This is a genomic window from Pseudomonas sp. 22072 (genome assembly GCF_052046095.1).
Taxonomy (GTDB): Bacteria; Pseudomonadota; Gammaproteobacteria; order Pseudomonadales; family Pseudomonadaceae; genus Aquipseudomonas; species Aquipseudomonas paracarnis.
In genome coordinates, this window is the sequence record NZ_JBQEQE010000037.1 from 1 (window position 1) to 14886 (window position 14886).

The window sequence follows — 14886 nt, forward strand, 5'->3', positions numbered from 1 at the left end:
TCCGGCCAGCGTGGTTTAACGGGGCGCCTAAGATCAAAAGCAGATCAAGAGCGGCTCGCTTCGCATCGTGGTTACCGTTGGTCGGTATAGAGCGGTATATCGGGCAAATGGGCCAACTGACCCACCGCTATCGCAGGCAAGCCAGCTCCCACAGGGGATCGGTGCTTCTAAAGTTGGTTGAGGGGGATTTTCAGGTACGTCACGCCGTTCTCTTCTGCCGGCGGCATATTTCCAGCCCGCACATTCACCTGGATCGCCGGCAGCAACAACGTTGGCATGCCCAATCCAGCATCACGCTGGGTGCGCATCTGTACAAACGCCGCTTCATCCACGCCATCATGCACATGAATATTCCCCGCTCGTTGTTCCGCCACGGTGGTCTGGCACTTGGCCTCTCGACCCTCGGGCGGGTAGTCATGACACACGTACAACTTGGTGTCCGAAGGGAACGCCAACAGCTTGCGCATCGACGCATACAACTGCCGCGCATCGCCGCCGGGGAAGTCGCAGCGGGCGGTGCCGACGTCGGGCATGAACAGGGTGTCGCCCACCAGGATCAAGCGGCCGTCGATCAAATAAGCCATGTCCGCCGGGGTGTGTCCGGGCACATGCAACGCCTGGGCCTTCAAGTTGCCGATATGAAAGACTTCATCCGGCGCAAACAGGTGATCGAACTGCGAGCCGTCCACGCGAAATTCCGGCTCGAGGTTGAACAGGTTTTTGAACACGCCCTGCACCTTGCTGATCGACTCGCCTATCGCGATCTTGCCGCCCAAGGTGCGACGCAGGTAGGGCGCGCCGGACAGGTGGTCGGCATGGGCGTGGGTTTCCAGCAGCCACTGCACGTGCAGGCCATGCTCGCGCACAAAGGCAATCACCTTGTCGGCTTGTGCCGTATCGGTGCGCCCCGAAGCCGGGTCGTAATTGAGCACCGAGTCGACGATGGCGCAGGGGCTGCCATCGGCCTCATAGACGATATAGGTGTAGGTCGACGATGCGTCATCCAGAAAGGCTTGAATCAACGCTGGCATGGCGGCTGTCTCTGCTGAAGAAAAAAGTGGTTACAATCAGTTTACGTTTACACATAATGTTTTGAGCTTAAGTGACATAAAGGACCCGAGGCAAATGGAATCTACGTTGAGTGAGGGCGAGGTCGCCCAGTTGCGTGCATCGGCGTCCAAGGCCTGTGCCTTGCTCAAGGCCCTGGCCAACGAAGATCGCTTGTTGATCCTGTGCCAGTTGACCCAGGGCGAGCGCAACGTCGGCGAGCTGGAAGCCCTGACCGGCGTACGCCAGCCCACCCTGTCACAACAGTTGGGCATCCTGCGCGATGAAGGGCTGGTCGCCACCCGTCGGGAAGGCAAATACATTTTCTACGGGTTGGCCAGCCACGAAGTGATTCAAGTGATGAAAACCCTGTCCGGGCTGTATTGCGGCGCGGTCATAAAAAGCTGGGCGTGACGCCATCCGGCAGCGACCCTTGTGTGCATTGACTCAAAAAGGCAGTAGACAATGACCGAACAACACTGGGGACCCACCATCAGTGGCGATATCGTAGTCATCGGCGGCGGCTCGGCAGGCATCGGCCTGCTGGCCAGCCTGCTCAAGCGCGACCCGCAGCTGAACATCACCCTCATCGAACCTAACGACTACCACTGCTACCAACCGGCCTGGACCCTCGTCGGCGGCGGCGCCTACGACCTGCACAAGACCCGCCGGCCCTTGGCCGAGGTGCTACCCAATGGCGTCAGCTGGGTGCAGGCCGCCGTCAGCGAAGTGCTGCCCGATGAATGCACCCTGGTGCTCGACAGCGGCCAGCGCGTCACCTGGAAGAACCTTATCGTCTGCCCTGGCCTGCGCCTGGCCTGGGAAAAAATCGAAGGCCTGCAAGACACCCTTGGCCAGCACGGTGTCACGTCCAACTACAGCTACGAGCATGCCGCGTACACCTGGCAGTTGGTGCAGCAGCTCAAGGGTGGCAAGGCGTTGTTCACCCAGCCGGCGATGCCGATCAAATGTGCCGGCGCGCCGCAAAAAGCCATGTACCTGTCCTGCGACCACTGGCTCAAGCAGGGCGACCTCAAACACATCGACGTCGAGTTCAACCTGGCCGGTGCGGCGTTGTTCGGTGTGCCAACCTTTGTGCCGCCGCTGATGAAGTACGTCGAAAAATACAACGCTCGCCTGGCGTTCAACTCCAACCTGGTGAAAGTCGACGGCCCGGCGCGCAAAGCCTGGTTTGAAGTCAAAGACGCCGAAGGCAACGCGACGGTCGAAGAGAAAACCTTCGACATGCTCCACGTCGTACCGCCGCAGTTATCCCCGGACTTTATCCGCCAGAGCCCGCTGGCCGACGCCGCCGGCTGGTGCGAAGTGAACCCCCATAGCCTGCAACACCTGCGCTACCCGCATATCTTCGGCCTGGGCGATGTGTGCGGCACCACCAACGCCAAGACAGCGGCAGCGGTGCGCAAGCAAATTGTGGTGGTGGCCGAAAACCTGCTGGCCCTGCGCAAGCAGGCACCTTTGCCGCTCAAATATGACGGCTATGGTTCCTGCCCACTGACGGTGGAGAAGGGCAAGGTGGTGCTGGCCGAGTTCGGCTATGGCGGCAAGTTGCTGCCGACCTTTCCCCTTGATCCCACGCAGGCACGCCGTTCGATGTGGTTCCTCAAGGCCACGCTGCTGCCGTGGTTCTACTGGAATGGCATGCTCAAGGGCCGCGAGTGGCTGACCCGTCTGAGCAAGGTGGACTGAATGCTGCTGGCCAGTGTGTTAGGTGTATTGATGGGCCTGGTCATGGGCCTGACTGGCGCGGGCGGCGGCATCCTTGGGGTGCCGGCGCTGGTGCTGGGGCTGGGCTTGACCATGACCCAGGCCGCGCCGGTGTCGTTGCTGGCGGTGGGCGCAGCGGCAGCGGTTGGTGCCATTGATGGCTTGCGTCATGGCTTGGTGCGTTACCGTGCGGCGTTACTGATCGCCTTGCTCGGCGCGCTGTTTTCGCCGTTGGGCGTGTTTGTCGCCCACCAACTGTCGGAACCGGTGCTGATGGGGCTGTTCAGCGCGCTGATGGTGCTGGTGGCCTGGCGCATGCTGCAACGGGAAAAGCGCGAGTCTGGGCCGAGTGACCATGGTGCGGCGTCGTGGGGCCAGAAAAACTGCATGCTCAACCAGCAGACCGGTCGCCTGGCCTGGACCGCCAAATGCAGCGCCACCCTGGCGGCGTTGGGAGCGGTGACCGGCGCCGTTTCAGGTTTGCTGGGCGTGGGCGGCGGCTTCCTGATCGTGCCGGCGTTCAAGCAACTGACCGACGTGCAGATGCGCGGGATCGTCGCCACGTCGTTAATGGTGGTCAGCCTGCTGTCGCTGATCGGCGTGGCCGGTGCGTTTCATGCGGGCGTGAGCATCGAGCCGGTGGGCTGGGTGTTTATTGGTGCGAGCGTCGTCGGCATGTTGGCGGGAAGGCGGTTGTGTTCGGTGATCCCCGCGCGGGTGTTGCAAGTGGGGTTCGCCAGCCTGTGTGGAGTGGTGGCGATTGGGATGCTAGCCAGCGCGTTGCTCTGACGCTGTACCTGTGCACTGTCACGAAATCTTGTACTTGGTCAGGAACCTCCTCATTGAGCGCTGACACTCAGTGAACGGCCGCAAGCGCCGAAACGCGCTTTTGCCTGGATGATTCTTCGACTATGCACAGGCGCTTTATGACAATTACCGCAGCACATACGCATTTTTCGCTTCCCTTGGCAGCAACTGAAAAACGGCCACCGCTTGTGGCCGATGACCTTGAACCGTCGTTGACGCCCCAGCGTCCCAGCCAGAATTTGCCATTGCCCAACAGTCCTGTCTTCTCACTGGGCCATTTGGGCGGGGCATTATCCTGGCCAAATCCCTTGAGTGCAGACGAGCAGCGGCGCTTGCGCCTTGCGACGATGAATTACGCACACCCTTCGGGGGACCAACCGCTGGTGATGCAAACCAAGGGTGGCGTACTGGAGTTTCTGCGGTATCGCCAGCCGCTGCCGGCAGAAGTGGGGAGCGACCCGGCCAAAATACTCGAAGCGCTGGTCAATTCCCCGCAAGGGCAACGGATGGGCAACGCGCTGCAGCAAACAATGCAGGGCATTGACAGCGAAAGCAGCGCGAGCGATTACCTACTGGCCGCTATCGCACTGCAGATGGACCCTGAGTCGATCACCGCACCCGATTGCAACAGCGTCGCTGGGTTTGATCTGGGCGGTGACACGCATGGGGGACACCACGCAGCCACGGTGGTGGCTGGCTTGGCCGAACATTTGAGTCGTACTGGCAAAACCAGTGCTGCACTGGCAAGTGTCGGCGCGTACCTGTTGCTGGCCAAGTCGGCGCCGCAGTTTCTGATCAAAGACATTCCTGCGACGGTGAAAGTCGGCAGCCAGGCATGGGCCAGCCTGGCGATTGCTGCAATGACGATTGAGGCGCAGACGCCGGGCAAAGTCCCCGGCATGACGTTTGCCCAGGTCATGAGCGAGGCGCAAGAAGCACGGCGGGTTGACCCAGGAGTTACCCAAGCAGCAGAGACGGTGGCATTGCTGGACTGGGCCGTGGCCAGTGGCATTCTCACAAAAAGACAGAATGGCGACTATCCACCCGCGCAACTTGAATCGGCAAGGGCTGCATTCAACGCGCAGCTGGACACCCGGCTCACTGCCTCCCATGCACTGGATAAGGCATTGCCCACGCGAAAAGAGATCGCCCTGACCAAGCTCAAGGAGCGATTTGGCGACCTTGGCGCGTTTTTCGAGGAGAAAGTATTTGCTGTCGATCAGCACTACGTGAAGATTGAAGGGGGAGGTATTTCGCTCTTGGATGTCGCCATGGACGACTGGCTGGAGTCCCGGCCTTTCAAGGCGCACGAACCCAGCAGCTCACTCAAGGGCAACGACCTGCAAAGGGTACTAACGAGTTTGAACGCCAATCGGCAATTTGGCGTGCCGGCAGAATTCGAACGGCAGTTCAGCCGTGCAATGGAGGAAAAAAAGGTCGCCGTCAATACAACGGTCAGGCACATGATCTCGCAACTGCCCTTACAGGATCGCAAGCATTTCGAGTTTGGAAAGGTCAGTTTTTTCCAGGAAGGCTCATACGTCATGGATGGGCATTTCAATAATACGTATGCTCAAAATGAACCGGGGCTGCTGGTCAAAACCGAGCTGCAAGGCACGTCGCACGCCTACGTCATCGACTTCAACAAAGGCACGATTGAAAAGACGAGCCTTTACAGTACAAAGGTTAAGGAAGACAGGGATGGCAACAAGGTTTCGACGACCAAAGTATTCACGCCCAGCCATAAAGCCGATGATCTGGGACGTGAGCGACCGCTGAATAACGCGCCTTGGGATAGCTTTACCAGCGCTCGATCCCATGGGATTGCCACGGCGTTTGTCGAACACTTGGACCTCGACGATCCCGCTATCAAACAGCAGGTCCGTGGGCAAACCGCCTTGGACAAGGCGAACGCACAGCTGAGCGAGTTTTTGTTGAACCTGATCCCGTTCAGGTCCGCCATTGTCAATTTTCAGAACGGGCAGTATGGCGCGGGTGCTTTTGACCTCTTGCTGGATGTATTCGGTTTTCTTACCGCCGGCACCGCCACCGCAGGAAAGTTGCTCAAGGTCGGCCGTTCTGCGTTGTCTGCCGGGGCCAAGGCATTGCGGGCGGTCAAGGTCATCGGCGTGGCGGCCATTGACGTACTCAACCCCGTCGGCGGGGTGGGCGATTTGCCCAGGTTGGTGGGTAGCGCTGGTCTCTATGTATTGTCCAAAGGCGTCAAGGCCGTCAACAAGCTCAGGGGCGCCACCGGCAGTTATGACGTGTTGAAGGCGATCAGCAAACAGTACGAGGCCGCCGCAACCGGCACCGTGAAGGTGGCAGGCCAGACGGTGGAGGGGGCCGCGGTGCTCAAGGGTGGCAAGTGGTATGCATTCGATGCCGACGCGATGCGGCCTTATGGCGGCCCGCTCGATGAGTTCAAGGCCGCAACCCAGGCTGTCGACGGTGAGGTGGACACTGCGAGCTTCGATGGGCCAAGTGAGCTGAGCCATGAGCTGTTCGGGCACTTCAAAGTGCCTGAATCCAAAATCGCAGGGCTCACACGCAACAGCCAGGGCGTATATGTGGCAGCCGATGGGCACTCCTCGCACATACGCCATACCGACAGCAACGGTGACACAGCGGTGTATGAGGTGCGCCAGGTGTCGCGCACGGAAGACGGCACCGTGCAGGCCCGGGTTTATCACAACAACCGGCAAACCGAGTTGTTGGTCCAGCATGTACAGGGCGACGAATGGCAACGCCTGGGGGCACCCGGCGGCGGGCAGATCACTGCTGAGCACTTGAAGGCCTGGGAGGCCTTGTCGCCGCAGGAGCAGATAAGGCTGACCCGAAAGGGCTTTGCCAAGCAGAATAAACTCACACAGAAAACCTTTGAGTTTTTCGTAAAGCCAGACGGTCAGTTAACCGATAGCGGCGTGCTCGTGCGTGATCGCCCTGCCAACGCATTCACCGCAAAGGTGACCGAAACGCATGTGCGTGAGTGGAAAAACATGACCCAGGCGCAGCGTGACGAAATGACCCAGGAGGGGTTTGCTGTTCTTCATAACCTTCGGCCGGGTACGTTCAAAACGTATGCGCGCAAGGACGGTACCCTGATGACCCGCGGGGAAACGCTGATCAACTCCTCTGTTCCCACCAAAAGTAACCAGATTACCGATGATCATTTACGCCAGTGGGATGAGCTTTTCAGGCAACCAGGCAACTCATTGACGTCAGCGCAGTTCGTGAGCCAGCACGGGCTCAGCCAACGTAGCTGGGCGCAGTACGTCAACGCGGACGGCTCGTTGAAGGGGGCGGGCGCGCAGCGTCTGGAACGCGCACTGCAAAGCGCCGCACGGGCGTCCGCTGTTCAGGCCCAGACCCCCATGGCCGATCATTTGCGCGCTTGGCAGGCGTTATCATTGGAGCAGCAGCAAAGCCTTACCCCCGCAGGCTTCGCCCGGCAGCAACATCTGCACCCGAAAGTGTTCAATCGCTATGTAAAACCAGATGGTCAGTTGACCGCTATCGGCGTGGCGGTGCGCGACCGTGCACCCAATACGCCATTTTATACCGTGACTGAAACCCATATCCGTGATTGGCAAGACATGCCACAGACGGAGCGTGACGAAATGACGCTCGAGGGGTTTGCCGAGCTTTATCACGTTAATCCAGGCTCGTTCAAAACCCATGTGCGGCGAGACGGTACATTGGGGCCGGTCGGTAGAGAACTGATGGACAGGGTGGTCGGTATTGCCCCTAACAAGATTACCGACGACCACCTTCGCCAGTGGAAAGCCTATTTCGAGGACCCGAATAATGCGATCACGCAAGCGCAGTTCACAAGCGAGAACGGGCTCCATCCAGCCACTTGGAGAGACTGGGTCAACGCTGATGGTTCCTTGAAAAAGACCGCCAGCGAACGCCTTGAGCGCGCCGCACTGGGTCCGGTCACCCATGTTCCCAGGGCGCGCATGGAGTTGATCACGGCTGGGCATTTGCGCGAGTGGGAGGCGTTGCCGCCCGCGCAGCAACGAAGCCTTACACGCAGGGGCTTTGCTCGCCAGAAACATCTATCCCCGAGAACCTTTGAGTATTACGTGCAGCCTGACGGCAAACTGAGCCCTGCCGGTGTGACGGTGCGCGACCGCTCTGCCAACATGGCGGCGGGCAGGGTGACCGAAACGCATATCGATAGGTGGCAAAAGCTGACGCAGCAGGCGCGTGAGACCATGACCATGGAGGGGTTCGCCGTTCAGCATAACCTGAGTGTGCATTCGTTCAGAGCGTATGTCCGTCCTGATGGTGGCCTGTCGGCGGCCGGCGAAGCCCTGATGAAGAATGTAACCGATGGCGCCTATCGCAGGATTACCGGTGACCTTTTGCGCCAGTGGCAAGCGCTTGCCGAGAGCGCAGACAACTCCGTCACGCAGGCGCAGTTTGTGCAACAGCACAGGCTTAGTCCAGACCTCTGGAGTAAGTACGTGAGAGCGGACGGCTCGTTTACAGCGAACGCCTCGCAACGTCTGGGACGGTTACAGCAAGGCACTGGGCCGCGCCCCGTTCCTGGGCAATCGGTTACGGATAGTCCACGAAAACGCCCCGCATCAGAGCCCTTGGACCCGCCACCATCAAAGGTCGGCGCCGGCACAACGCAAGGCCTGGAGGCCCCAGCCCCCGCTTCGACAGTCCCGCCCGTGGTGATCAAGGTTGAACCTAGCGATTTCCCGACATTGCCTCGTCATCAGATCGACAACACGCTGCCGATTCTGCAGGACCCGGTGAACCCCAGAATCAGCTTGACCCAATCACTCGAAGGCCCGATCGATGACATCCGCATCTCCCACTGGAATGGCGTGCTCGATGGGCTTGATAGCCCGACTAAGGCGAGGGTTTCAGCACAGATCAAGGCGTCGATCAAAGACTGGCTGCGCACCGAAGGCCAGCATCAGACCCGATTTGACGATGCCCTGGAGGTGGTCACGCCGTTGGACGATGGGGGGCCGGCTCGCGGTGCTTCGGTATGGGCGCGGCGCGATATCCCCCAATTTGAAGTGCTTGGCCCTTATGCAGGCAAATACCATGCAGACGAAGCGTCACTGTTCGAGGAGCAGCGCAAGCAAGGTTCGCGGGCTGTAATGACTTACCTGTTCGGTACGCGCTCGGGTACCCGGACGGTGAGCGGCCTGCACACTGGCAACACCCTGAGCCTGATCAATACCTCGCAACTGGGCGAGGGGCCTGCGTGGATGTCCAACAATGTCGTGTCCATCGCGGTCGGGAAAAACCTGACGTTCTATGTGGCGCTCAAGGACATCAAGAGAGGCGAGGAGCTACTGCTGGACTATGGACCGTTCTATAAGCCGGTGCCTGATATAGCGATCAAGCCGGACCCTGATCGCTGAGTTCAAGCGCTGGGCGAAGGGGCAAGACAAATGATGCCGGGCAGTGGGCGCCATTTGACTGTGCCCCATTGACGATCAATTGCGTCCTCAAGATGGCAACATGAACGCCTCTCAGGTTACTGTTCCTCTGTGTAACGGATTCACCGGCCTTGCACCCCGGCTTACCAAGGTCACCGAATGGATAAATACACCCCCCACACCTGGCAACCCCACGAGCGGCCGAGCCTGCCTGGCTCGCCGTCGACGCCGCTGCATCCTACGCGTAAGCGCTGGCTTTTCGCGCTGGTCGGCGTGCTGGTGGCAATCACCGGCGGCTTGGGTAACGCCCTGGTCATCGCCAACCTGCAATACCTGCAAGGCGCCCTGGGCGCGACCACCGCGGAAATGGCCTGGCTGCCCGCCGCCTATGTAATGACCAACGTGTGCATGAACCTGCTGCTGGTAAAGTTTCGCCAACAGTTCGGCCTGCGCGCGTTTACCGAGGTGTTCCTGGTGCTCTACGCGCTGGTGACCTTCGGCCACTTGTTCGTCAATGACCTCAGTTCGGCGATTGCGGTACGGGCCGCCCATGGCATGGTGGGTGCGGCGCTGAGTTCGTTGGGCTTGTACTACATGATCCAGGCCTTCCCGGCCAAGTGGCGTTTGAAAGCTTTGGTGTTGGGGCTGGGTACCGCGCAGTTGGCGCTGCCCCTGGCGCGGCTGTTTTCCGAAGACTTGCTGCAAATCGCTGAATGGCGCGGGCTGTATTTGTTCGAACTGGGCCTGGCGCTGATCTGCCTGGGCTGCGTGTTCCTGCTCAAGCTGCCGCCGGGCGATCGCTTCAAGACCTTTGAAAAACTCGACTTCCTCACCTTCGCCATCCTCGCCAGCGGCGTGGCGTTGCTCTGTGCGGTGCTGTCCCTTGGGCGCATCGATTGGTGGCTGGAAGCGCCGTGGATCGGCGTGGCCTCCGCCTGTTCCCTGGTGCTGATCATGGCGGGGCTCGCCATCGAGCATAACCGCAGCAACCCGATGCTGATGACGCGCTGGCTGGGCAGCGGCGTGATGATCCGCCTGGCGTTGGCGGTGGTGCTGATTCGCATGGTGCTGTCCGAGCAATCCACCGGTGCGGTGGGGTTCATGCAGATGTTGAACATGAGCTACCAGCAGATGCACACCCTGTACGTGGTGATGCTGGCCGGGGCGATTGCCGGGCTGGTGGTCAGCGCGCTGACGATCAACCCGGCGCATTTGCTGATGCCGCTGATCATTTCCCTGGCGCTGATGGCGACAGGTTCGGTGATGGACAGTTTTTCCAGCAACCTGACCCGTCCGCAGAACCTCTATATCAGCCAGTTCCTGCTAGGCTTCGGCGGTACGTTCTTCCTGGGGCCGACCATGGTGCTGGGCACCAAAAACGTACTCACCAACCCGCGCAACCTGGTGAGCTTCTCGGTGATGTTCGGGATCTGCCAGAACCTCGGCGGCCTGATCGGTGCGGCGTTGCTAGGCACCTTCCAGATCGTGCGCGAGAAGTACCATTCGAGCATGATCGTCGAGCACCTGACCCTGATCGACCCGCTTGTGGCGGCGCGTGTGCAGAGTGGTGGCGCGGCCTATGGCAAGATCGTCGCTGACCCGGAACTGCGCAACCTCATGGGCATCCGCAGCCTGGCCACGGCGGCCACCCGCGAGGCGAACGTCATGGCTTACAACGATGTCTTCATGCTGATCGCGATTATCGCGATCCTGACCATGCTGTGGATCTTCACCCGTAGCCTGTGGTTGATGAGCACCACCAAGGCAATTCCTCCTGTTCAACCCAGCGGCGCAACTTCATGACTGAACCTTCAACCACCACCACGACCGCCATCGCCGCCACGCCGGAAGGCAGCACGCCCCCGGGCGCGGTGCCTACCCAATTGCGGCCCTTGCGCGTGCGTATCATCTCGTCCCTGGGCTTTGCCGCCATCGCCATCATCGGTGTGCTGATTGTGCTGTACGCCTGGCAACTGCCGCCGTTCAGCAGTGCGGTGGAAACCACCGAGAACGCTTTGGTGCGTGGGCAGGTGACGATTATCGGCCCGCAGCTCAGCGGCTATGTGTTCGAAGTGCCGGTGCAGGACTTCCAGTACGTCAAGACCGGCGACCTGCTGGTGCGCCTGGATGACCGTATCTACAAGCAACGCCTCGACCAGGCCCTGGCGCAACTGGCGGTGCAGAAGGCCTCGTTGGCCAACGTGGTGCAGCAACGCAACAGCGCCGAAGCGACCATCAAGCTGCGCCAGGCCGCGCTGGTCGACAGTCAGGCCCAGGCACGCAAGAGCACTGCGGATTTGCGCCGCAATGAAGAACTGATCAGCGATGGCTCGGTGTCCAAACGCGAACTGGACGTGACCCGTGCGGCCAACGCACAGACCATCGCTGCCGTGGCCCAGGCCCAGGCCAGCCTGGAAATCGCCCGCCAGGATTTACAGACGGTAATCGTCAACCGCGGCTCCCTGGAGGCAGCTGTCGCGAGTGCCGAGGCGGCGGTGGAGTTGGCGCGCATTGACCTGTCCAATACACGCATCACGGCACCACGGGATGGTCAGCTCGGGCAAATCGGCGTGCGCCTCGGCGCCTACGTCAATTCCGGCGCGCAACTGATGGCGCTGGTGCCCAAGCAGTTGTGGGTGATTGCCAATATGAAAGAAACCCAGATGGACAATGTGCAGGTCGGCCAGCCGGTGACGTTCACCGTGGATGCGCTGAACCACCGCAAATTCCATGGCACGGTGCAGCATATTTCCCCGGCCACCGGTTCCGAGTTCAGCCTGTTGCAGGCGGACAACGCCACCGGCAACTTCGTCAAGATCGCCCAGCGGGTGCCGGTGCGCATCATCGTGGACCCGGACCAGGCCGAGAGTGAGCGCTTGCGGCCGGGGTTGTCGGTGGTGGTGAGTATCGATACGGCAGGGCGCCTGAAAAACAGCCCACCCTGACGTTGACGCATCCTCTGACTGTAGGAGCGAGCTTGCTCGCGAAAAACGTCANACGATAACGCGTGTTTTCTGAATGAACGCGGCGCCTGTGAGTTTTTCGCGAGCAAGCTCGCTCCTACAGTTCAGGCATTTGGAGTGCATTTCAGGTTGAATGCCAGGTGGGTTGACTGGCCTTGCTCCAGCAGCTTAAGGCCAGGCTTGCCCGCCAGGTGATGGGCATTCACCGGATGGCTCACCGGTTCGATGCAGAAAAACTCCAACCCTGGCGGGCAGTACAGCAGGAAGTAATCGGCGCCGCTGGCCTGGCATTCGAGGCGATAGCCAAGCTCCGGTTGTTCGATCACGCAGTGCCCATCCCAGCCGCAAAAGCCGTTGTCCACCAGCCCCTCTGGCAATCCTTTGAGTTGCCGAAAATCCCAGGCCTCGGGAACAGGTTCCAGCCTTGTGGGCAGCTTGGCTGCATCACTCATCCACACTTGCCTAGCCTTTGCCTGCAGCCGCGTACCCGGCCGGCGCGGCAAGTACGGATGCAAGCCCAGCCCATGCCAGGCGGGTTGCTCGGCCAAGTGAGTTACATACAATTGGATATTCAACTCACCGTTGTTCAAGCGAAACCGTTGGCGGGCGTGATAGGCGAAGGGCGTTTCACAGCGCAGCTCCAACACCACTTCATGTTCTGACTGGCTTGTCACCTGCCATACCTGCTGCCAGGCCGAACCGTGAATCGGAAAAGGGTCAGTGGGGCTATTGGGTGCCAGTGCCAGCCAGCCATCGGGGTTGTCGAAGCCGCCGTGGGCGATGCGGTTGGACCAGGGCGCTAATGGATAGCAGCCCAGCTTGCCCGGCAGCCCGGTATTGATCGCGTGCTTGTCGCTGTGCCGCAATAGCGGTTGCCCGGTGTCGCGTACCGTCCAGTTGACGAGGCTGCCGCCGATGGCGGGGGCGAGCACCAGATGGGTGAATTGATCTGTAAGCTCAATCACGATTGACCTGCCTAGTGAAGTCAAAACAAACACTGAGGATTCAACTGTGGGAGCTGGCTTGCCTGCGATAGCGATCTGTCAGTCAATGCATNCAGGCAAGCCAGCTCCCACATTGGTTCGGGTTTACAGCACCAAATGGGGCAACCACAGCGACAACGCCGGAACGTAGGTCACCGCAATCAGCACCAGGAACAACACCGCATAAAACGGCAGTAGGGCCTTTACGGTTTTCTCGATACTGGTCTTGCCCACCGCCGCGCCGACGAACAGCACCGCGCCCACCGGCGGGGTAATCAGGCCGATACCCAGGTTCACCAGCATGATCATGCCGAAGTGGACCGGGTCGACGCCGATGCCCAGGATCACCGGCATCAGGATAGGCGTGAGGATCAGGATCAGCGGCGCCATGTCCATCACCGTGCCGAGCAACAACAGCATGACGTTGATGCACATCAGGATCACGTAGCGGTTGTCCGACAGGGTCAGGAACAGCGTGGTGATCTTCGCCGGGATCTGCATCAGGGTCATGATGTAGCCGAAGCTGGCGGCGAAGGCGATCAGGATCATCACGATGGAAATGGTGCGCACCGTGCGATGCATCAGCTTGGGCAGCTCGCGCCATTTGTAGTCGCGGTAGATGAACATGGTCACGAAGAATGCCCACAACACCGCAATCGCCGCCGACTCGGTAGCGGTGAAGATGCCCGAGAGGATGCCGCCCAGGATGATCGCCATGGCCATCAAGCCCCAGAGCGCATCGGCGGCGATCTTCAGCGCCTGCTTAAAGGGGATGACTTCGCCTTTGGGGTAGTCGCGCTTTTTCGCGAAGATCAGGCAGAGCACCATCAGGCACGCGCTCATTAACAGGCCCGGCACCACACCGGCCATGAACAGCGAGGCGATGGAGACGGTGCCGCCTGCCGCCAGGGAGTACAGCACCGAGTTATGGCTGGGCGGCGTCAGCAGCGCCTGCACCGAACCGCTGACGGTCACGGCGGTGGCGAATTCGCGCGGATAACCCCGCCGTTCCATTTCCGGAATCAGCACCGAGCCGACCGAGGCGGTATCGGCCACGGATGAGCCGGAAATCGCGCCAAAAAACGTCGAAGCCATGATGTTGACCAGGGACAACCCGCCACGCACAAAGCCCACCAGCACCCCGGCAAAGGCCACCAGGCGCCGCGACATACCGCCCTCGGCCATGATCGCCCCGGCCAGCACGAAGAACGGAATCGCCATCAGCGAAAACTTGTTCACCCCACCGGCAATCTGAATCATCAGGGCCTGGAACGGGATGTCGATCCACCACGCGCCAATCAGCGCCGACAGCCCCAATGCATAGGCCACCGGCATGCCGATCAGAATCAATACAACAAAGCTGCCCAACAGAATCAATGCGTCCATATCAGGCGGCCCCTTCGTTTTCTTCAACCAGGTCGAAACGCACCACCTTGCGGTTGCTCTGATCACCGAGCAGCAGCTTTTCGACCACGAACACCAGGGTCAGCACGCCGCCAATCGGGATCGGCATATAGGTGATGCCTACGCGCAGGGTAGGGATGGCGCTCATGAATTGGTTCCAGGTGGACAGGCACAGCTTGGTGCCCCAAATCGTCATGAACACGCAGATGGTGCCCATCAGCAGTTGCGAGAGGATGCCGACGAGGCGGCGTTGGACAGGCGGCAAGCGGTCAGTGATCATCGCTACCGACATGTGCGCACCGGCACGATAACTGGCAGCGGCGCCGATAAAGGTGAACACCAGCATCAGCAGGATGGCGGTGGGCTCCGGCCAGCTGGAACCGGTGCCGAGGGCGTAGCGGGTGAAGATACCCCAGGGAATGATCAAGGCGACCCCCAGGACGGAAAGACCGGCTACCCAGATGCAGGTCATGTAAAGGCGGTCATTGAAGCGCAGCAGTAAAGTCTTCATGGCGTTCACCGTGACCGGGCGCGTCGATGCCG

General features: G+C 60.3%; 10 protein-coding genes. 6 read left to right on the top strand and 4 right to left on the bottom strand.

Annotated elements, in window-relative coordinates:
* Positions 1-167: 167 nt before the first annotated feature.
* Entirely contained in the window at positions 168-1031 is an 864-nt protein-coding gene (locus ACTJLA_RS24645) for an MBL fold metallo-hydrolase (RefSeq protein WP_440842313.1), read from the bottom strand.
* A 94-nt stretch (positions 1032-1125) separates the two neighbouring features.
* Here ACTJLA_RS24645 and ACTJLA_RS24650 point away from each other — a divergent pair, with 94 nt between their 5' ends.
* From ACTJLA_RS24650 to ACTJLA_RS24675, 6 genes are all read left to right on the top strand, one after another.
* On the top strand, positions 1126-1461 hold the full coding sequence (locus ACTJLA_RS24650; protein ID WP_003174875.1) for an ArsR/SmtB family transcription factor: 336 nt from the start codon (positions 1126-1128) through the stop codon (positions 1459-1461).
* 51 nt (positions 1462-1512) lie between these two features.
* Positions 1513-2757: an NAD(P)/FAD-dependent oxidoreductase gene (locus ACTJLA_RS24655; protein WP_089042215.1), complete on the top strand. Its 1245-nt coding sequence runs from the start codon at positions 1513-1515 to the stop codon at positions 2755-2757.
* The gene (locus ACTJLA_RS24660) at positions 2758-3564 is read left to right on the top strand and encodes a sulfite exporter TauE/SafE family protein (protein WP_314550326.1); all 807 of its coding nucleotides are present in this window, start codon (positions 2758-2760) and stop codon (positions 3562-3564) included.
* 137 nt (positions 3565-3701) lie between these two features.
* Positions 3702-8975: an SET domain-containing protein-lysine N-methyltransferase gene (locus ACTJLA_RS24665; RefSeq protein WP_314550323.1), complete on the top strand. Its 5274-nt coding sequence runs from the start codon at positions 3702-3704 to the stop codon at positions 8973-8975.
* 177 nt (positions 8976-9152) lie between these two features.
* A complete protein-coding gene (locus ACTJLA_RS24670; RefSeq protein ID WP_034127966.1) occupies positions 9153-10796 on the top strand; it encodes an MFS transporter in 1644 nt (547 codons plus the stop codon).
* On the top strand, positions 10793-11938 hold the full coding sequence (locus ACTJLA_RS24675; RefSeq protein ID WP_054917397.1) for an HlyD family secretion protein: 1146 nt from the start codon (positions 10793-10795) through the stop codon (positions 11936-11938). The genes ACTJLA_RS24670 and ACTJLA_RS24675 overlap by 4 nt, the downstream gene beginning before the upstream one ends.
* Positions 11939-12060: 122 nt before the next feature.
* On the opposite strand, the gene ACTJLA_RS24680 is transcribed toward ACTJLA_RS24675, so the two are convergent.
* From ACTJLA_RS24680 to ACTJLA_RS24690, 3 genes are all read right to left on the bottom strand, one after another.
* A complete protein-coding gene (locus tag ACTJLA_RS24680) occupies positions 12061-12921 on the bottom strand; it encodes an aldose 1-epimerase (protein WP_127880748.1) in 861 nt (286 codons plus the stop codon).
* 123 nt (positions 12922-13044) lie between these two features.
* Positions 13045-14325 (bottom strand): TRAP transporter large permease, encoded by a 1281-nt coding sequence (locus ACTJLA_RS24685; RefSeq protein ID WP_314550320.1) that lies wholly within the window; start codon positions 14323-14325, stop codon positions 13045-13047.
* Between the two features lies 1 nt (position 14326).
* On the bottom strand, positions 14327-14854 hold the full coding sequence (locus ACTJLA_RS24690; RefSeq protein WP_054898249.1) for a TRAP transporter small permease: 528 nt from the start codon (positions 14852-14854) through the stop codon (positions 14327-14329).
* Positions 14855-14886: the final 32 nt, after the last annotated feature.